Annotated in this window: 17 protein-coding genes; 11 read left to right on the top strand and 6 right to left on the bottom strand. The window is 74.2% G+C overall.

Annotation, left to right across the window (positions count from 1 at the left end):
• The first annotated feature begins 92 nt into the window (after nt 1-92).
• Together D1781_RS00660 and D1781_RS00655 are read left to right on the top strand one after the other, a co-directional pair.
• On the top strand, nt 93-947 hold the full coding sequence (locus D1781_RS00660; RefSeq protein WP_119480382.1) for an alpha/beta fold hydrolase: 855 nt from the start codon (nt 93-95) through the stop codon (nt 945-947).
• Nucleotides 944-2,041 carry a lipoate--protein ligase family protein gene (locus D1781_RS00655; protein ID WP_119480381.1) on the top strand — a complete coding sequence of 366 codons (1,098 nt, stop codon included), beginning with the start codon at nt 944-946 and terminating at the stop codon, nt 2,039-2,041. The genes D1781_RS00660 and D1781_RS00655 overlap by 4 nt, the downstream gene beginning before the upstream one ends.
• Here D1781_RS00655 and D1781_RS17715 read toward each other — a convergent pair.
• The 3 genes from D1781_RS17715 to D1781_RS00645 are packed head-to-tail and all read right to left on the bottom strand — an operon-like array spanning nt 2,038 to nt 4,609.
• Nucleotides 2,038-2,910, bottom strand: coding sequence for a LamG domain-containing protein (locus D1781_RS17715; protein WP_233550868.1), 873 nt, complete (start codon nt 2,908-2,910; stop codon nt 2,038-2,040). The two genes, D1781_RS00655 and D1781_RS17715, sit on opposite strands and share 4 nt — an antisense overlap.
• A complete protein-coding gene (locus tag D1781_RS17710) occupies nt 2,907-3,980 on the bottom strand; it encodes a S26 family signal peptidase (RefSeq protein ID WP_199706324.1) in 1,074 nt (357 codons plus the stop codon). Before D1781_RS17710 ends, D1781_RS17715 begins: the two co-directional genes overlap by 4 nt.
• A complete protein-coding gene (locus tag D1781_RS00645; RefSeq protein ID WP_119480380.1) occupies nt 3,962-4,609 on the bottom strand; it encodes a hypothetical protein in 648 nt (215 codons plus the stop codon). Before D1781_RS00645 ends, D1781_RS17710 begins: the two co-directional genes overlap by 19 nt.
• Before the next feature lie 381 nt (nt 4,610-4,990).
• Between D1781_RS00645 and htpX the strand changes: the two genes are divergently transcribed.
• The 7 genes from htpX to D1781_RS00610 all read left to right on the top strand — a co-directional run bounded on the left by htpX (nt 4,991) and on the right by D1781_RS00610 (nt 10,872).
• Entirely contained in the window at nt 4,991-5,866 is an 876-nt protein-coding gene (htpX, locus tag D1781_RS00640; RefSeq protein ID WP_119480379.1) for a zinc metalloprotease HtpX, read from the top strand.
• Between the two features lie 116 nt (nt 5,867-5,982).
• Entirely contained in the window at nt 5,983-7,416 is a 1,434-nt protein-coding gene (locus tag D1781_RS00635) for an amino acid permease (protein ID WP_233550861.1), read from the top strand.
• Entirely contained in the window at nt 7,413-8,267 is an 855-nt protein-coding gene (locus D1781_RS00630; RefSeq protein ID WP_119480378.1) for a universal stress protein, read from the top strand. Before D1781_RS00635 ends, D1781_RS00630 begins: the two co-directional genes overlap by 4 nt.
• Before the next feature lie 54 nt (nt 8,268-8,321).
• Nucleotides 8,322-9,119, top strand: coding sequence for a M15 family metallopeptidase (locus D1781_RS00625; protein ID WP_119480377.1), 798 nt, complete (start codon nt 8,322-8,324; stop codon nt 9,117-9,119).
• Between the two features lie 16 nt (nt 9,120-9,135).
• Nucleotides 9,136-9,501: a YidH family protein gene (locus D1781_RS00620; RefSeq protein WP_119480376.1), complete on the top strand. Its 366-nt coding sequence runs from the start codon at nt 9,136-9,138 to the stop codon at nt 9,499-9,501.
• Entirely contained in the window at nt 9,498-9,827 is a 330-nt protein-coding gene (locus D1781_RS00615; RefSeq protein WP_119480375.1) for a DUF202 domain-containing protein, read from the top strand. Before D1781_RS00620 ends, D1781_RS00615 begins: the two co-directional genes overlap by 4 nt.
• A 133-nt stretch (nt 9,828-9,960) precedes the next feature.
• Nucleotides 9,961-10,872: a hypothetical protein gene (locus D1781_RS00610; RefSeq protein WP_147391999.1), complete on the top strand. Its 912-nt coding sequence runs from the start codon at nt 9,961-9,963 to the stop codon at nt 10,870-10,872.
• Nucleotides 10,873-10,924: 52 nt separating this feature from the next.
• On the opposite strand, the gene pgm is transcribed toward D1781_RS00610, so the two are convergent.
• From pgm to D1781_RS00595, 3 genes are all read right to left on the bottom strand, one after another.
• The gene (gene pgm, locus D1781_RS00605) at nt 10,925-12,547 is read right to left on the bottom strand and encodes a phosphoglucomutase (alpha-D-glucose-1,6-bisphosphate-dependent) (RefSeq protein WP_119480373.1); all 1,623 of its coding nucleotides are present in this window, start codon (nt 12,545-12,547) and stop codon (nt 10,925-10,927) included.
• 81 nt (nt 12,548-12,628) lie between these two features.
• Nucleotides 12,629-14,890 carry a prephenate dehydratase domain-containing protein gene (locus D1781_RS00600; protein ID WP_119480372.1) on the bottom strand — a complete coding sequence of 754 codons (2,262 nt, stop codon included), beginning with the start codon at nt 14,888-14,890 and terminating at the stop codon, nt 12,629-12,631.
• Between the two features lie 93 nt (nt 14,891-14,983).
• Nucleotides 14,984-16,018, bottom strand: a complete 1,035-nt coding sequence (locus D1781_RS00595; protein ID WP_119480371.1) for a diacylglycerol/lipid kinase family protein — start codon at nt 16,016-16,018, stop codon at nt 14,984-14,986.
• An 87-nt stretch (nt 16,019-16,105) separates the two neighbouring features.
• Here D1781_RS00595 and serS point away from each other — a divergent pair, with 87 nt between their 5' ends.
• Both serS and D1781_RS00585 read left to right on the top strand, forming a co-directional pair.
• Entirely contained in the window at nt 16,106-17,374 is a 1,269-nt protein-coding gene (gene serS, locus D1781_RS00590; RefSeq protein WP_119480370.1) for a serine--tRNA ligase, read from the top strand.
• Nucleotides 17,371-18,168 carry an HAD family hydrolase gene (locus tag D1781_RS00585; protein ID WP_199706322.1) on the top strand — a complete coding sequence of 266 codons (798 nt, stop codon included), beginning with the start codon at nt 17,371-17,373 and terminating at the stop codon, nt 18,166-18,168. The genes serS and D1781_RS00585 overlap by 4 nt, the downstream gene beginning before the upstream one ends.
• Nucleotides 18,169-18,184 lie beyond the last annotated feature (16 nt).

The following is an 18,184-nucleotide window of genomic DNA, read 5'->3' as shown; positions in this document are numbered from 1 at the left end:
CAGTGTAGACAGTCTGGACTGTGCATCTGCTCCGGGCGACCCGCCCGCGGGCTCGGTGCGGCCGCTCGGCTCCGCACGACGAGAATCGGCGGGTGCCTTCCTTCCGCGACGACGAGGGCGTCGTCATCGAGACGCACGAGTGGGCGGTGCCGTCCCCGCGCGCGGTCGTGCAGATCTCGCACGGCATCGGCGAGCACGCCGGCCGGTACGCGGCGCTCGCCGCGGACCTGAACGGGGCCGGCTTCACGGTCGTGGCCGACGACCACCGCGGGCACGGCCGCACCGGCATGGGCCAGTGGGGCGACGCGTCCCGACTCGGTCGGCTCGGCCCGGGCGGGCTGCGGGCCGCCGTCGCGGCGATCGGGCGCTTCGGCGAGCTGACGCGGGAGCGCTTCCCCGACGTGCCGCTCGTCCTCGTCGCGCACAGCTGGGGCTCGCTCATGGCGCAGATCGCGCTGAACGAGCGGCCGGACGCCTACGACGGGGTCGTGCTGTCCGGCACGGCGTACCGGCGCCCGGGCTTCATGGACGCGGGCGACCTGAACCGGCGGCACCGGACCGAGGGCGGCACCGGCGCGGAGTGGCTGAGCCGGGACCCCGCCGTCGCCCGCGCCTGGGTCGACGACCCCCTGACCTTCCCCGCGAAGACGGCGAAGCTGCTCGGCGTGCGCGACGGCCTGCGGCTGTTCGGGCGGCCCGCGCGGGACCTGCCGAGCGGCCTGCCCGTGCTGATCCAGGTGGGCTCCGACGACACCCTCGGCGGCCGCCGGAGCGCGGAGCGGCTCGCCCGCGCCTACCGCGAGCGGGCCGGCCTGACCGACGTGTCGGTGCTCGTGTACGAGGGCGCCCGGCACGAGGTGTTCAACGAGACGAACCGGGACGAGGTCGTGGCGGACCTCGTCGGGTGGATCCGATCCCACGTCCTGCAGCAGGAGGCGCAGCCATGACCGAACCGCTCCACGGCGAGACCGCACCCAGTTCACCGCTCCACGGCGAGTACAAGGTCCCGGGCGGCAAGCTCGTCGTCGTCGACCTCGAGGTCGACGACGGCCGCATCGCCGCCTTCCGGCTGGCGGGGGACTTCTTCCTCGAGCCCGACGAGGCGCTCGCGGCGATCGACGCGGCGGTGACCGGCCTGCCCGAGGAGGCGTCGGCCGCCGACATCGCCGCCGCGGTCCGCGCGGCGCTGCCCGCGGACGCCGTGCTGCTCGGGTTCTCGCCCGAGGCCGTCGCGACCGCGGTGCGGCGGGCGATCGGCCGCGCCGCCGACTGGCGCGACTACCGGTGGGAGCTCGTGCACCCGGGCGCGGTGCCGCCGGCCGTGCACCTCGCGCTGGACCAGGTGCTGACCGAGGAGGTCGGGGCGGGCCGCAGGAACCCGACCCTGCGGATCTGGGAGTGGGACCAGCCCGCCGTGGTCATCGGCAGCTTCCAGTCGTTGAGGAACGAGGTGGACCTCGACAACGCGGCGAGGTACGGGGTCGACGTCGTGCGCCGCATCTCCGGCGGCGGAGCGATGTTCATGGAGGCGGGCAGCGTCGTCACCTACTCCCTGTACGCACCGGGCGACCTGGTGCGCGGCATGTCCTTCGCCGAGTCGTACGCGTTCCTGGACGACTGGGTGCTGCAGGCGCTGCGCTCCCTCGGCATCGACGCCACCTACCAGCCGCTGAACGACATCAGCTCGCCGCTCGGCAAGATCGGCGGCGCCGCGCAGAAGCGGCTGGCGGGCCCGGGCGGCGCCGTCCTGCACCACGTGACCATGTCGTACGACATCGACGGCGACCGGATGGTCGAGGTGCTGCGGATCGGGCGCGAGAAGATGAGCGACAAGGGCACGGTCTCCGCCGCGAAGCGCGTCGACCCCCTCCGCAAGCAGACGGGCCTGCCCCGCTCCGCGATCATCGAGCGGATGGAGCAGACCTTCATCGGCCTGACCGGCGCGGAGCGCGGCGACCTGACCGAGGCGGAGCTCGCCGCCGCGGAGGAGCTCGTGCGCACGAAGTTCTCGACGCGGGAGTGGCTCGAGCGCGTGCCCTAGCGGACGGGCGCCGCGTGCGCGGCGACCTGCTGCGCCGTGAGCACCGTCGTGTACACGGCGGCGTCGCGGAGGCGGCCGGTGAACCAGGGGTTCGCCGGCGGGGAGGGCCAGCTGCTGCTGATGGAGTCGTACCCGACCCGCCAGTACCCGGTGTAGACCTCGGCCGCCGTGATGCCGGCGTTCTCGGCGACGAGGGCCCCGTCGATGTAGAGCCGGAGCCCCGTGGAGCCCGAGAAGGTCCCGGCCACGTGGTGCCACCGCCCGTCCGCGTAGTTCACGCCGGTGGTCGCGATTGTCTTCGCGCCGCTGCTGTAGACGCCGAGCACCAGCCCGCCGGCAGGGGTCAGGTAGACGTGCCGGTCGTACTGGGAGTCCGCGCCCGTCGCCTTCGCGCCGAACCCGATGAGCTTGCCGCCCTTGACGGTGGTCTGGAAGGCGACCTCGATCGAGAAGGTCTGCGGGTTCGTCTGCTGCGCGCCGGAGAGCGCGTAGGTCGTCGCGCCGTCGAGCCGCCACGCCGTGCCGCCGCCGTCGTCGCGCGGGCAGGCGACCGGTGCGGAGCCGTCCGCCGTCATCGTGCCCTGGTAGGCGCCGGTGCGGCCGTTGCCGCTGCTGTCGGCCGCAGCGGCCGACGCCGACGCGTCCGTGAGCGCCCACTGGAAGAAGGCCGCGCTCCGGTCGGCGGCGAGCGCGTCGTCGCACCGGAAGTACGGGGCGGTGGCGGCGAGGTCCTGGGTGTTCGTGACCCGGGCCGAGAAGGCGCCGGACGCCGACGGCACGGCGGCGGCGACGACCCCGATCGCCGCGACCGCGCCTCCCGCGGTCAGCACGACCGCGCGACGGCGTGCGGCGGCGAGCAGCCGGTTCACGCGTCCGCCCGGTCCTCGGCGGGCAGGCCGACGACCAGGACCGCGAGCGCGGGCAGCACCGCCAGGGCGGCGAGGGCGAGCTGCAGCGGCCCGGGCAGGTCGGGCAGGGCGAGCACGCGGCCCGCGGCGGCGGGCAGGTCGACGACCTCGGGGCGGCCCGTCGCGAGCCGGGCGAGCTCCGCGCCCGCGGCGTCGACGAGGCGCACGGGCAGCAGGCCCGTCGAGACGACGGAGGCGCGGACGGCGTCGCCCGCCCGTTCCGAGCCGATCAGCGTCAGCTGGACGAAGGGGTGCAGCCACAGCAGCACGCCGGTCACGACGAGGTGGCCGCCGATCACGCGGGCCGAGGCGCGGCGGTCGCGCCGGCGGATCGGCGCGGTGAGCAGCAGGAGCAGCAGGAGCCCGGCGGCGAGCGGGGGCAGGCCGCGGACGGCGTAGCCGGCGCCCGGCAGCAGGGCGACCGCGCGCCCGATCACGGCGTCGGGCCGGATCGTCCACGGGTCTGCGGCGCCGTTGATGTCGCCCTTCGTCCGGATGCCGGAGGCGTCCACGGCGACGACGCGGTGCGTGTAGGTGCGGGGCGCGCCCGGCGGCGTGAAGGCGATGACCTCGCCCACGGCCGGCCGCTCGACCGGGGCCGTCACGACGAGCGTGCCGACGGGCGCCGCGGTGCCCATGGAGGGCGTCTGCACGACGAACCATCGGAGCCCGGCGAGCCAGCCCGCTCCCGCCAGGGCGAGCGCCAGCACGGCGACCGCGACCGCGACGCGGGCGACGACCGCGGTGCTCGTCGCGCGCCGCGACCGCGCGGGAGCGGGCTCGGGCGTGTCCGCGGTGCGGTCGGCCGCGGCGCCGTCGACGCGCCACCACTCCTGCAGCAGCGCCGCCGGAGCGGGGTCGACCGCCTCGACGGACTCGGGGACGAGGGCTTCCGTCGTCCCGCGGCCCGGGAGGGCGATGACGCGCAGCCCGGAGCCGCTCCGTCCGACCCCTCCGTCCCGCGGCGCCGCCTCGTCCCGGAGGGTCCAGACCGTGCGGCCCGGGAGCAGGGTCAGCTGTTCAGCGTCCACGTCATCGGCACCGAGGCCTGCAGGCCCTGGTAGGCGTTGGTCGCCGCGCCGTCCAGCGTGACCGCGAAGGTGAACGTCGTGGAGGCGCCGGCGGCGAGGGTCGTGAGGGGCTTCTGCGCCGTGAAGGCGGCAAGGGTGCCGTTGTAGACGCCACCGGTGGTGCCGCCGCTCTGCGTGACGACGACGCTCAGCTTCGTGCAGAGGTCCGTCGCGGATCCTGCGGGCGCGGTCGGGGCGGACTGGGTGCAGCCGGCGGGCGCGAGCGTGAACGTGCTGGCGTTCAGGGTGCCGCTGTTCTTGAAGGTCACGGTCTGGGTCACCGTCTGGCCGGGGACCATCGTCTGGGAGCCGGTGCCGCCGAACGTGTTGACGGTCGAGCACGTCGACGCGTTGGTCGTGATGCTCGAGCCGTCGACGGAGGTGCAGGTGAAGGTCGTGGCGTTGCTGCCGACGCCCTCCTGCAGCACGAGCGAGCCGGTTGTGACGGTGTTCGCGCTGTTCGTGATCTGGGCGGTGAAGCCGGACAGCGTGCCGGTCACGGACAGCGACAGCAGCCCCGCGGACAGCAGGACGGTGGTCAGCGCCAGGGGCGTGAATCGCAACCGCTTCGCGGCTGTGATGGGCGACATGGTCGGGTTCCTCTCCAGGCCCGAATCAGGGCCGAGGGAAGGATGGGGGGACACGCCGTGTCCCCCCATCCCCCAGAACGCGGCAGGCCGACGGGCAATCCGCGAGGCCGTCGGCGCCGGGGAGGGGGACGACGAGCGGTCCACCCCGGAATTCCGGGGCAGAACGGGGTTCCGTGCGGATCCGTCGAACGTGGTGCACGGAGGTTCGACGCGGTGTCGTCCCCCGAAACGGGGCGGCCTCCGCTGCCGGTCGGACCGCTTCTCGGCCTCATGGAACTCTTGGCCGGCTCCAAGGCGGGTGCGGGGGATCCGGGAAGACGCACCTCCACCCTGCTGTTGACATGAACGTCGCCGCATGCGCGGCGCGGAATGGAAGGGACCATGCACCGCCACTACAACGGCCTGAAGACCGCTCTGCTCTTCGGACTGCTCAGCGGCGTCATCCTGCTCGCCAGCTACCTGCTCTTCGGTGCGAACCTCGGCGCGCTGACGATCGCGCTCGTCATCGCGCTCGCGATCAACCTCGGCACGTACTGGTTCAGCGACACCGTCGCCATCAAGGCGATGCGCGCCCGGCCGGTCACGGCCGCCGAGCAGCCCGCGATGCACCGCATCGTGCAGGAGCTCTCGGCGAAGGCCGGCCAGCCGATGCCGAAGCTCTACGTCTCGCCGACGATGGCGCCGAACGCCTTCGCGACCGGCCGCAACCCGCAGCACGCCGCGGTCTGCGCGACCGAGGGGATCCTGCAGATCCTGGACGAGCGCGAGCTGCGCGGCGTCCTCGGGCACGAGCTGATGCACGTCTACAACCGGGACATGCTCACGGGCTCGATCGCCGCCGCGATGAGCTCGGTCATCACCTACCTCGCCTACGCGGCGATGTTCTTCGGCGGTGGCGGCAACGACCGCGAGCGCGGCGGCGGCGCCGCCGGCGGCCTGCTGATGCTGTTCCTCGGCCCGCTCGCGGCCGGCCTCGTGCAGATGGCGATCAGCCGCACCCGCGAGTACGACGCCGACGAGGACGGCGCTCGGCTGACCGGCGATCCGCTCGCCCTCGCCTCCGCGCTGGCCAAGCTGGAGCGCGGCGTGCAGGCGCGGCCGCTCGCGCCGGAGCCGCAGCTGCAGTCGACGAGCCACCTGATGATCGCGAACCCGTTCCGTGCGCAGGACGTCGGCCAGCTGTTCTCGACGCACCCGCCGATGCGGCAGCGCATCGCCCGGCTCGAGGCGATGGCCGGGCGACCCCTCGGTCGCTGACGGCGCACGGGGAGGTTTCCGAGAACTAGGAGTACGCCGACAAAGCGTTCCCTCTGCGGCCCCCTCCGGGCCAGGCTGGCGTCGATCCGGCGCCGGCCGGTCGGGAGGGGGCCGCAGTGGCCGTCAGGGACCTGTTCATCACGCGGGACATCGCCGACCTCGTGAAGGACACGGGGACCGAGGGCGAGCAGCTCAAGAAGACGATCGGTCCCGTCGCGCTCACGGCGCTCGGCGTCGGCGCGATCATCGGCACCGGCATCTTCGTCGTCATCGGCCAGGGCGCCGGCCTCGCCGGCCCGGGCGTCGTGCTCGCCTTCGTGCTCGCGGGCGTCACCTGCGCCTTCTCCGCGCTCTCCTACGCCGAGCTCGCGGCCGTCGTGCCCGTCTCCGGCAGCGCCTACACGTTCTCCTACGCCACGCTCGGCGAGCTGATCGCGTTCATCATCGGGTGGGACCTGATCCTCGAGTACGGGGTCTCGGTCGCCGCGGTCGCGGTCGGCTGGGGCGGGAACATCAACGAGTTCCTGAAGTCCGCGTTCGACTTCGCCCTGCCGGACGCGATCTCGAAGTCGCCGTCCGACGGCGGCGTCTTCAACATCCCGGCCGTCGTGGTCGTGCTCGGCATCACCGCGCTGCTCACGATCGGCACCCGGGAGAGCGCCCGCGTGAACGCCGTGATGGTCGGCGTGAAGATCGTGATCCTGCTGTTCTTCATCGCCGTCGCCTTCACGGCCTTCAACGGCAGCCACTTCGAGCCCTTCGCCCCCAAGGGCTTCCCGGGCATCGCCGCCGCGGCGAGCACGATCTTCTTCGCCTACATCGGCTTCGACGCGGTGACGACGGCGTCGGAGGAGGTGAAGCGGCCGGCCCGCGACCTCCCGATCGCGATCATCGCGTCGCTGCTCATCTCGACGCTCCTGTACGTGCTCGTCTCCTTCACCGCGGTCGGGATCGCGAGCACCAAGTCGCTCTCGGGCAGCGACGCACCCCTCTCCACGGCCCTCCGCGAGGGCGCGGGCATCCCCTGGGCGGGTGCGGTGCTCTCGCTCGGCGCCCTGATCGCGATCACGAGCGTCGTGCTCGTGATCATGTACGGGCAGACGCGCATCTTCTTCGCGATGTGCCGCGACGGCCTGCTGCCCCGGCGGCTCGCCACGGTCAGCCCGCGCTTCGGCACCCCCGCGAAGATCACCGTCGGGTTCGGGATCCTCATCGCGATCCTCGCGGCGCTGGTCCCGCTCAACGTGATCGTCGAGCTGACGAACATCGGCACCCTGTTCGCGTTCGTGCTCGTGAACATCGGCGTGATCGTGCTGCGCCGCACGCGCCCGGACCTGGAGCGGCCGTTCCGCGTCCCGCTCGTGCCCGTGGTCCCGATCATCGGCATCCTGCTCTGCGGCTACCTGATCTTCACGCTGCCGAACGAGACGAAGCTGCGGTTCGTGGTCTGGCTGGTCGTCGGCCTGATCATCTACTTCACGTACTCCCGCCGCCACTCCCGCCTCCGGACCGGCGAGAAGGCCGCAGTGCCCCCGATCGAGGGCGCATGAGCACCGCGCCGTCGCCGCTCGTCGCGGCGGTCAAGGGGCCGGCAGGGCCGGACGTGCTCACCTTCGCGGCGCGGTGGCGCGGCGCCTCCGGCCGGCCGCTGGTCGTCGTCACCGTCTACCCGGCGCCCGCGCCGCTCGGCGCGGGGCGGGTCGACGCGGAGTGGGTCGCTGCGGGGCGGGAGGAGGCCGAGCGGACCCTCGACTCGGCCCGCGCCGCGCTCGCCGGCACGGACGCGACGTTCCGCGCCGTGCCCGCCGCCTCGGCGCCGCGAGGCCTGCACGAGGTGCTGGAGGCCGCGGGACCGGGCGCGATCGCGGTGCTCGGGTCGCGCGACGCGAAGGGCGTGCGCCGCACGGCGCCCGGCAGCACCGCGGAGCGCCTGCTGACCGGCGCCCCCGGCCCGGTCGTGCTCGTGCCGTGGGACCACGAGGAGGACCCGCAGCCGCCGGTCCGCCGCATCGCGGTCGCCTTCATCGACACCCCGGACGGGCGCGCGGCGCTCGAGGCCGCGCGCCGGCTCGCGAAGGAGGTCGCCGCCTCCGTCGACCTCGTGTCCGTGCTGCCCGACACCCTCGTGCGGCCGAGCCTCGGCGAGCCGCGCCGGTTCGCGGAGGAGCAGCGGCGCGACTACGAGGCGTCGTTGCAGGCGGCCGCGCGCCCCGACGAGCGGGTCCGCCTGCTCGAGGGGCCCGTCGTGGACGCGCTCGCGGACCTGCGGCCCGCCGATGCCGACCTGCTCGTGTGCGGGTCCCGCGGCTACGGGCCGGCGCGGCGGGTCCTGCTCGGCGGCGTCTCCGCCCGGCTGCTGCGCTCGGCGCGGGTACCCGTGATGGTCGTGCCCCGACCCTGACTCCCGCCCGCGTCGCCACGTGCGGAGCACGCGGCCGTCAGTAGGCTCCCGGCCGTGCCCGGTGCGTCCTCCCTCCGTCCGACCCGGGCCGCGGCGGCGGTGCTCGCGACCCTCGCGCTCGCCGGCTGCACCACGCAGCAGGCCGCTCCGACGGCGCCCTCCTCCGGCACCGCGTCGACGGCGCAGGCGGTGCGCACGCCGCAACCGAGCCGGACGCCGAGCGCGACCCCGTCGCCGAGCCGGGACGCCGGCTTCGACTTCTCGGCGCACTCGCTCGACGACCCCGCCAGCATCTGGGTCGTCGTCGACAAGAAGCGGCCGCTGCAGCCGAAGACCTACGTGCCGGCCGACCTCGTGACCCCGGACGTGCCCCACACGAACGTCCCGCAGCTGCGCCGCGTCGCCGCGACCGCGCTCGAGACGATGTTCGCCGGCGCGAAGCAGGACGGGATCACGCTCGTGTCCCTCTCCGCCTACCGGTCGTACACGACGCAGAAGTCGATCTTCGAGCGGAACCTCGCCTCCCTCGGCCGGGCGACGACGCTGAACCTGACGGCGAAGCCGGGGTACAGCGAGCACCAGACCGGTCTGGCCGACGACCTGGGCGACGGCTCCTCCTGCGACCTGCAGGTGTGCTTCGAGTCGCACCCCGCGGCGAAGTGGCTGGCCGCGAACTCGTGGCGGTACGGCTGGGTGCTGCGCTACCCGCTCGGCTACACCCGCATCACGGGGATCCAGACCGAGCCGTGGCACTTCCGGTACGTGGGGGAGGCCGCCGCCGCGGAGATGCACCGCACCGGCGCGAAGACGCTCGAGGAGTTCTTCTCGCTGCCGCCGTCGCCCGACTACTGATCGCCGTGGCACGCTCGTGACCGTGGCGTCCCGGTTCCCGCGAGCGGTCTACGGGGTCGGGTCGGAGCCCGACCCGCGGTTCAGCCTGGCGAACGAGCGCACGTTCCTCGCCTGGATCCGCACCGGCCTCGCCCTGATCGCGGGCGGGGTCGCCATCGACGCGGTCGCGCTGCCGCTGCCCGGCTGGGTGCGCGTCGCGACCGCGGTGGTGCTGCTGGTGCTCGGCCTGGCGGTGCCGCCGCTGGCCTGGTTCGGCTGGGCCGCGACCGAGCGGGCGCTGCGCCTCGGCCGCCCGCTGCCGGGCTCGCTCGTGACCCTGCCGCTCGCCGTCGGGGTGCTCGTCGTCGGCGTCCTCGTGGTCGTGGGCGTGCTGATCCGGTGACCGCGCCGCGCGACCCGGGCCTGCAGCCCGAGCGGACGCTGCTCTCCTGGCGGCGCACCCTCCTCGCGGTGGCGGTGGGCGCGCTGCTCTCCCTCCGGGTGCTGGAGCCGCTGCTCGGCGTCGGCGCGCTCGTCGCGGGCGCCGCAGGGCTGGTCGCGGCGGTCGTGCTGTGGGCCCTCGCCGCCCGCCGCCACCGCGCCGTGGACGCGGTGTTCCGCGAGGAGGCCCCGCGCTCGGCGATGCCCGGCGGCGCCCTCCTCCTGGCCCTCGCCCTCCTCGCGACGGCGGCCGCGGCCCTGGCCCTCCTCCTGCTCCCCCTCCGCTAGTGCGGTGATTCCCGACTGGTGCGGCTGCGATCGCAGCCGCACCAGTCGGAGATCACCGCAGAAGGCAGCGGATCCGCTCCTCCCCAGCACCTCGTCTCGAGGGAGGGATGCGCGCGGGGGCATGCTGCCGCCCGTGAAGGGCTGGGAAGTGGAGCTGATCGTCGCGCGAGGCGACCGGGAGCAGCGCGCGGCGGCCCGGGACACCGACCGCGGTCTGCTCCGGCGCGTGCGGGGCGGTGTGTACGTGCTCGCGGGGGACGTCGCCGGGCTGCGCATCGAGGAGCTGCACCTCGTCGCGATGCGGGCGCTCGCCTCGGCGACCGAGCGGCCCCTCCTCTTCTCGCACCAGTCCGCTGCCGTCGCGCACGGTCTTCCCGTCCTCGGTCCGCATCTCGCCCGGGTGCACGTGACGGTGGAGCGCGCGGGCGACCGCTACTTCGAGCGGGCGGCCGGCCATGTCTTCGCCGTCCGGGACGAGGAGGTCGTCGAGGTGGGCGGGCTGCTGCTCACCGCGATCGGCAGGACGGTCGTCGACGTCGCGGGCAGCGGCACCTTCGAGGAGGGCGTGGTCACCGCGGACGCCGCGCTCGCTGCGGGGCTGTCGAGGGAGCTGCTCGAGCAGGCGGTCGACCTGGCGGGACCGCGCCGCGCCTGGCGCCGCATCCAGGACGTCGTCGCGTTCGCGGACGGCGCCGCGCAGTCGCCGGGGGAGTCCGTCAGCCGGGTCACGATGCGGGAGCTCGGGCTGCGTCCGGTCCTGCAGCATCGGATGTCCGACCGTCGCGGCGTGATCGGCGACGCCGACTTCTGGTTCCCGGAGGAGGAGGTGGCAGGCGAGTTCGACGGGTTCGTCAAGTTCCTCGACCCCCGGTACGCCCCGGCCGGCGCAGGCCGGAAGGTCTACGACGAGAAGATCCGGGAGGACCGCGGCCGGGCGGTGACGAAGGGGTGGGCCCGCTGGGGCTGGGTCGAGGCGAGGAGCCGTCGCCTCCTCGGCGCGGTCCTGCATCGGGCAGGCGTCAGGGTGCCGCGCCTCGTGCGGTGATCCCCGACTGGTGCGGCTGCGATCGCAGCCGCACCAGTCGGGAACCGCCGCACTAGGAGCCGAGGGCCGCGTCCACGATGCGCTTCGCCTCCGCCTGGACCTCCGCCAGGTGGTCGGGGCCCTTGAAGGACTCCGCGTAGATCTTGTAGACGTCCTCCGTGCCGGAGGGGCGGGCCGCGAACCACGCGGACTCCGAGACGACCTTCACGCCGCCGATCGCGGCGCCGTTGCCGGGCGCCTTCGACAGCTTCGCCGTGATCGGCTCCCCCGCCAGCTCGGTCGCGTCGACGGCGTCGCCGTCGAGCTTCGCCAGCGCCGCCTTCTGCGCCTTCGACGCCGGGGCGTCCACGCGGGCGTAGGCCGGGTCGCCGAAGCGCTCGGTCAGCTCGCGGTACAGCTCGCTCGGGCTCCTGCCGGTGACCGCCCGGATCTCGGAGGCGAGCAGGGCGAGCAGGATGCCGTCCTTGTCCGTCGTCCAGACCGAGCCGTCGCGCTTCAGGAAGCTGGCGCCCGCGCTCTCCTCGCCGCCGAACGCGACGGAGCCGTCGATCAGGCCCGGCACGAACCACTTGAAGCCCACCGGCACCTCGACGAGCTCGCGGCCGATGGACTCCGCGACGCGGTCGATCATCGACGAGGAGACGAGCGTCTTGCCGACCTTCGCCGACTCCGACCACTCCGGCCGGTGCGTGTAGAGGTACTGGATCGCGACCGCGAGGTAGTGGTTCGGGTTCATCAGCCCGCCGTCGGGCGTGACGATGCCGTGCCGGTCCGCGTCCGCGTCGTTGCCGGTGAGGATGTCGTAGTCCCCGGCGCGCGCGACCACGGAGGCCATCGCAGAGGGGGAGGACGGGTCCATCCGGATCTTCTCGTCCCAGTCCAGCGTCATGAAGGACCAGGTCGGGTCGACCTCCGGGTTCACGACGGTGAGGTCGAGGCCGTAGGTGTCGGCGATCGCCTGCCAGTAGGTGACGGAGGCGCCGCCCAACGGGTCCGCGCCGATCCGGATGCCCGACGCCTTGATCGCCTCCACGTCGATGATCGACGCGAGGTCGTCGACGTAGTGCTTCCGGAAGTCGTAGGTCTCGACCGCGGAGGGCTCGGCCCGCTTCACGGCCTTCAGCCCGTCCGCGATGATCGCGTTCGCGCGGTCCGCGATCCACGTCGTCGCGTCGGAGTCCGCGGGGCCGCCGTGCGGCGGGTTGTACTTGAAGCCGCCGTCGGCGGGCGGGTTGTGCGAGGGCGTGACGACGATGCCGTCCGCCTGCGGCTCGCCCGGGTGCTCCCGGTTCCACTTGATGATCGCGTGGCTCACCGCCGGGGTCGGCGTGTAGCCGTCGAACTCGTCGACGAGCACGCGGACCTCGTTCGCGACGAGCACCTCGAGCGCCGTCGTCTGCGCGGGCGCCGACAGGGCGTGCGTGTCCGCGCCGATGAACAGCGGGCCGGTGGTGCCCTGCTCCGTCCGGTACTCGACGATCGCCTGCGTGATCGCGGCGATGTGGTCGTCGTTGAAGGCGGTCTTCAGCGAGCTGCCGCGGTGCCCGGAGGTGCCGAACACCACCTTCTGCTCCGGATCGGACACGTCGGGGTGCCCGTTCCAGTACGCGTGCACCAGCTGCTCGACGTCGATGAGGTCGGACGACTGCGCCGGCGTCCCTGCTCGTGAGCTCATGCGCCCATCCTGGCCCACCCCGCTGATTCCGTTTTGAAGGAGTTCTCGGCCGCATCGCCCGAGAACTCCTTCAAAACGGAGTCAGGAGGGGGTGACTCGGACGACCGGGGTGCGCGGCGACCAGGGGAGCGTGCCGAGCAGGCGGGTGCCCGGCGGCTCCTCCGCCCCGCTCGCGCTCGAGATGAGCAGGAAGCGCCCCGCCGCGTCGGTGAGCAGCTCCGCGAACGCGGCCCCTCCCGTCGCGAGCAGCGGCAGCACGTCCTCGGCACGCGCGCCGACCCGCACCGACCGCAGCGTCGGGTCGGAGCCGTCGCGCTGCGGCGCGAACTCCCCCGGCACCCCGAGCACGAGGAACCGGGTGATGGAGCCCGACAGGTCGTCGACCTCCCGCTCGAGCACGCGGAGGTCGCCCGTCGCGAGGTCCGCCCCGCCGAGGGCGAGCGCCGGCACGTCGGATCCGAGCGCCCGCTCGAGCGCCCCGGCGGTCGAGTCGGTCTCCACCGGCTGCAGGCCCCACCGCGCGATGAACCGCGTGCACTGCGCGAGCCCCTGCGGGTGGCTGTAGACCGGGGCGCCGCGGAACGACTCGAGCGACCCGGGCGCGGCCGCGTAGGCGTCGAACCGCACGGCGACGTCGACGACGCCGGAGGCGACGACCGGGCCGGGATGCGCGAGCAGCGCGTCGACCGCCCGCCGCACGAGCCCGGAGGCGGAGCTCGAGATCGGCAGCACCGCGATCGTGCCGGGGCGGAGGGAGGCGAGCACCTCCGGGAACGCGGACCGGGCGAGCAGGTTCCCCGCCTGCAGGCCGATGCTCGTCGCGCACTGCAGCGCGGCGGCCTCCGAGAACGTGCCGGCCGGGCCGAGGTACGCGACGTCGAACACGTCGTTCGCGACCGTGCGGGCGACGCCGACCGGCCACCGGTAGGCGGCCGCGACCTCCTGCCGCACGGCCTCGATCGTCGCCTCGACGTCCCGGTCGGCGCGGATGCCGACGTGCACCACGACCGAGCGCTGCCCGGTGCGGACGACCTCGTCGACGAGGCGGACGTCGCGGAGGCCGGCGAACTGCGCGACGACCCGGGCGACGCCGGAGCCGGCGACCGACTCCGGCACCAGGAAGCGCACGTCGCGGCCGAGGAAGGCGAGCTGCTCGTCGAGCACCGCGGCGAGCTCCGCCTCCGGCAGCAGCTCGATGTGGCCGAGCCCGAAGGAGCGGGTGCGGACCGTGACGCCGACGCCGAGCCGCTGCGCGTTCTCGAGGCCGGGTCCGTCGAGCAGCGCGGCGCGGCCGGGCGGCCCGACGAGCAGCTCGGCGAGCTCGACGCGGGTCGGGGTCACGTCGACGATGCGGCCGACCCGGACGGGTCCCCCGGCGCCCACCCGGCGCAGCCCGACGAGGCGGCCGTCCCGCCGGCGCCGCGAGATGTCGCGCCGCCGCGCCTGCGCCGCCTGGATCCCGGCGGCGGCGGAGGCCTGCAGCTCCTCGAACATCGCGCCGCTGATCCGATCGCGCACGCGGGTCAGGGAGCGCTCGAAGTCGTCGCCGTCGAGGTCGTGCAGCGCGTCGGCGAGCCGCTCGCCGGCGACGCGGCCCGCGGCCGTCTGCGCGGCGACGACCTGCGCCTGCTGCCGCGGGTCGAGGGCCCGCGCGGTGAGGCCGAAGAGGCTGTCGAACAGCGGGGTGCGCAGCGTCCAGAGCGCCTGGAGGTCGACCTCGCTGCGCGTCACCGCGTCGGCGAAGGCGACGAGCGCGCGGTGCGTGGTCGCCTGCACGCTCGCCATCGCGGCGTCGTGCTCCTCGGCCGTGCCGGTGCGGAGCACGGCGCCGCTGCCCGTCACGACCGCGTCGAGCCAGGCGGGCGCCTCCCGGTCCCCCGCGACGTAGACGCTCTGGCCGTCGACCGCGGTGAGGTTCGGGTCGAACAGGAGGTGCACGCCCCAGAGCGGCCGGCCGGGCAGGAGGGGGCGGGCGGCGTCGAGCGTCGCCGTCATGGTGCTCGTCACGAGCACGACCTCCGTCGCCGGGCCGGCGACGGGCGCGAGCCGGCGGAGCACGTCGGGCATGGCCGCGACGGGCACCGCCACGATCACCGTCCGCGCAGGGCCCGGCGCGATCCGCGAGCCGTCCCCGAACCGGGTGAAGCCGCCGTCCTCCTCGAGCACGGCGACGAGGGTCGTGCCGTCGTCGCGGTCGCGCAGCGCGCCTGCCGCGGCCGGGGTGTCGACGAGGACGGTCGGCCGGGCACCGTCGGTCAGGCGGTCCGCGAACCAGCGGCCGGGCCCGAGGGCGGCGCCGACGACGACGAGCGGCCGCGCCGCCTCCGCAGGTCCGTCCGCCACGAGGCAAGGATGCCAGGGCGCGCGACCGTGCCGCGGATCAGGTCGGCGACGAGGGGCACGTCCCGATGCGTCGTCGGGACCCGCACCCGATGCTCAGGCGGCGGCCGCCTCGCGCTGCTCCTCGTCGTGGGGGAGCCGGTCCTGCTCCGTCGCCGGGATGCGCACGGCGAGGCCGCCCGGCCGCACCCGGGCCCGCACCGCGACGACCTCGCCCATGGTGTCGCCGTCGAGCTGGAACTCCTGCGGGTCCTCGGTGCGGAACACGATCTCCTTGCCCTTCAGGTAGCGGAGCGTGCGCACCTCCTTGGTGTTGCTGAGGATCTTGCGGCCCAGCTCGCTGCGGCGCATGACGCCGTTCTCCCAGAGCACCTTCCACGCGATCTGGATCCAGCCGAAGAGCCCCTCCGGCCGCAGCGCCACGATGTCGAAGACGCCGTCGTCGACGACGGCCTCGGGCAGCAGCAGGATGTTGCCGGTCAGCAGGCCGCAGTTGCCGATGAGGACCGAGTTCACGCGGACGGAGCGCGGCTGGCCGCCGTCGAGGCGGAAGCGCAGGCGAACGGTGTTCGGCCCCCGCATCGCGCGGGCGATGCCCTGCACGTACGCGAGCCAGCCGACCTTCTTCTTCAGCGCGGGGCTCGTGTTGGCGATCATCGCGGCGTCGATGCCGAGGCCCGCCATCACGACGAAGGCGTGCTGGTCGCGGCTGCCGTCGGGGCGCTCGAGGTCGACCGTGCCGAGGTCGATGGCGCGGTCGACGCCGGTGAAGGCGGTCTCGACGGACTCCTCGAGGCGGTCGAGGGAGAGCTTCAGGTTCCGCGCGAGCAGGTTCCCCGTGCCGGAGGGCAGCAACGCGATCGGGACGTCGCTGCTCTGCAGCCCCTCGGACACCGCGCGGATCGTGCCGTCGCCGCCGGCGGCCATCACGACGCGAGCGCCGTCGCGCACGGCCTGCTTCGCCTGGCCGACGCCCGGGTCCTCCTCGGAGGTCGCGTACCACCGCGACCCGCCCCAGCCCGCGGACTGCTCGGAGGCCGCGACGGCGGCGCGCAGGCGCTCCTCGTCGACCTTGATCGGGTTGTAGACGATCGCCGCGAAGGACGTGGAGGAGTCGTCGGACGCAGCCATGCTCCGCAGGGTACTGAGCGCTCGCCGAGCATCGCCTGGAAGCGGCATGAGAGCCTGTGGAGGCGCGCGCCCGCATAGGCTGGCGCGGTGATCGATCCGCAGCTGCTCCGAGCGGCTCCGGAGGTCGTCGAGGCGTCGCAGCGCGCCCGCGGCGCGGACGTCGCCCTGGTCGCGCGCGCGACCGAGGCGGACGCCGCTCGGCGGGACGCGATCGCCGAGTTCGAGCGACTCCGGGCCGAGCAGAACGCATTCGGCAAGCGGGTGGCCGCCGCGTCCAAGGACGAGAAGCCGGCCCTCCTCGCGCAGGTCAAGGACCTCGCGTCCGCCGTGAAGGCCGCCGCCGAGCGCTCGAGCGCCGCGGAGGCCGCCGCCGACGAGGCGGTCGGCGCCATCCCCAACGTCGTGCTGGCCGGGGTGCCGGAGGGCGGCGAGGACGACTACGTCGTGCTCCGCGAGGTCGGCACGGTGCCGGAGTTCGACTTCGCGCCGCGCGACCACCTCGAGCTCGGCGAGCTGCTCGGCGCGATCGACATGGTGCGCGGCGCGAAGGTGTCGGGCACCCGGTTCTCCTACCTCCGCGGCGTCGGCGCGCGGCTCGAGCTCGCGCTGATGAACCTCGCGCTCGACCGGGCGCTGGAGGCCGCGTTCGTGCCGCTCATCACCCCGACGCTCGTCAAGCCCGAGATCATGCGCGGCACCGGGTTCCTCGACGCGCACTCCGACGCCGTCTACCGCGTCGAGTCGGAGGACCTCTACCTCACGGGCACGAGCGAGGTCGCGCTCGCCGGGTACCACTCGGACGAGATCATCGACCTCGCCGACGGCCCCCTCCGCTACGCCGGCTGGTCGACCTGCTACCGGCTCGAGGCCGGCAGCGCGGGCAAGGACACCCGCGGCATCATCCGCACGCACCAGTTCGACAAGCTCGAGATGTTCTCGTACGTCGACCCGGCCGACGCGGAGCAGGAGCACGAGCGGCTCCTCGCGATGCAGGAGCGGATGATGACCGACCTCGGCCTCGCCTACCGCGTCATCGACACCGCGGCCGGCGACCTCGGCTCCTCCGCCGCCCGCAAGTACGACGTGGAGGCGTGGATCCCGACGCAGAACCGGTACCGCGAGCTCACCTCCACCTCGAACTGCACGACCTACCAGGCGCGTCGCCTCGCGATCCGCCACCGGACGGAGAGCGGGCGGACCGCGCCCGTCGCGACGCTGAACGGCACGCTCGCGACGACGCGGTGGATCGCGGCGATCCTCGAGACGCACCAGCGCGCCGACGGGTCGGTCGTGGTGCCGGAGGTGCTCCGGCCGTTCATCGGCGGCCTCGAGGTGCTCGAGCCGACGGTCGCGTGACCCTCGGACCCGGGGGCTGGCTCGTCGGCCTGGACATCGACGGCACGATCGTGCACGAGGACGGCTTCCTCTCCGAGGCCGTGCGCGCCGCGGTGCAGCGGGCGGACGCCGGCGGGCACGAGGTGATGCTCGCGACCGGGCGGTCCCCCGCGGCGACCGTCCCCGTGATCGAGCAGCTCGGCATCGCGCCGCGGTTCCTCGTGTGCTCGAACGGCGCGGTCACGCTCGAACGCACCGGCTCGGGGGAGTACGAGCGGGCGCGGGTGGAGACCTTCGACCCCGCCGAGGTGCTCACGACGATCTCGGGCGCCCTGTCCGACGCCCGGTACGCGGTGGAGGACTCGGAGGGGCGCTTCCGCTACACCGCGAGCTTCCCGGAGAACGCGGTGTCCCCGGGCAGCCTCGAGGTGCCGTTCGAGGAGCTGCTCGAGGTGCGCGCCACGCGCGTCGTCGTGATCTCGCCGAACCAGGGGCTCGAGGAGTTCCTCGCCGTCGTCGACCGGATGGGTCTGACCCGCGTCAGCTACGCGATCGGCTGGACGGCCTGGCTCGACATCGCGCCGGACGGCGTGAACAAGGCGACGGCGATGGAGTGGGTCCGGTCCGAGCTCGGCGTGCCCCACGAGCGCACGCTCGCGGTCGGCGACGGGCGCAACGACATCGACATGCTCGAGTGGGCGGCCCGCGGGGTCGCCATGGGGCAGGCGCCGGACGACGTGGTCGCCGCCGCCGACGAGCGCACCCGCGAGGTCCGCGACGACGGTCTCGCCCGCGTCCTCGCCACCCTCCCCTGACCCGCGCCCGCGGTCA

It is taken from the genome of Amnibacterium setariae (genome assembly GCF_003581425.1).
Classification (GTDB): domain Bacteria; phylum Actinomycetota; class Actinomycetes; order Actinomycetales; family Microbacteriaceae; genus Amnibacterium; species Amnibacterium setariae.
Note: the sequence above shows the minus strand (reverse complement) of the source record. Positions and strands in the feature narration are given on the sequence as shown.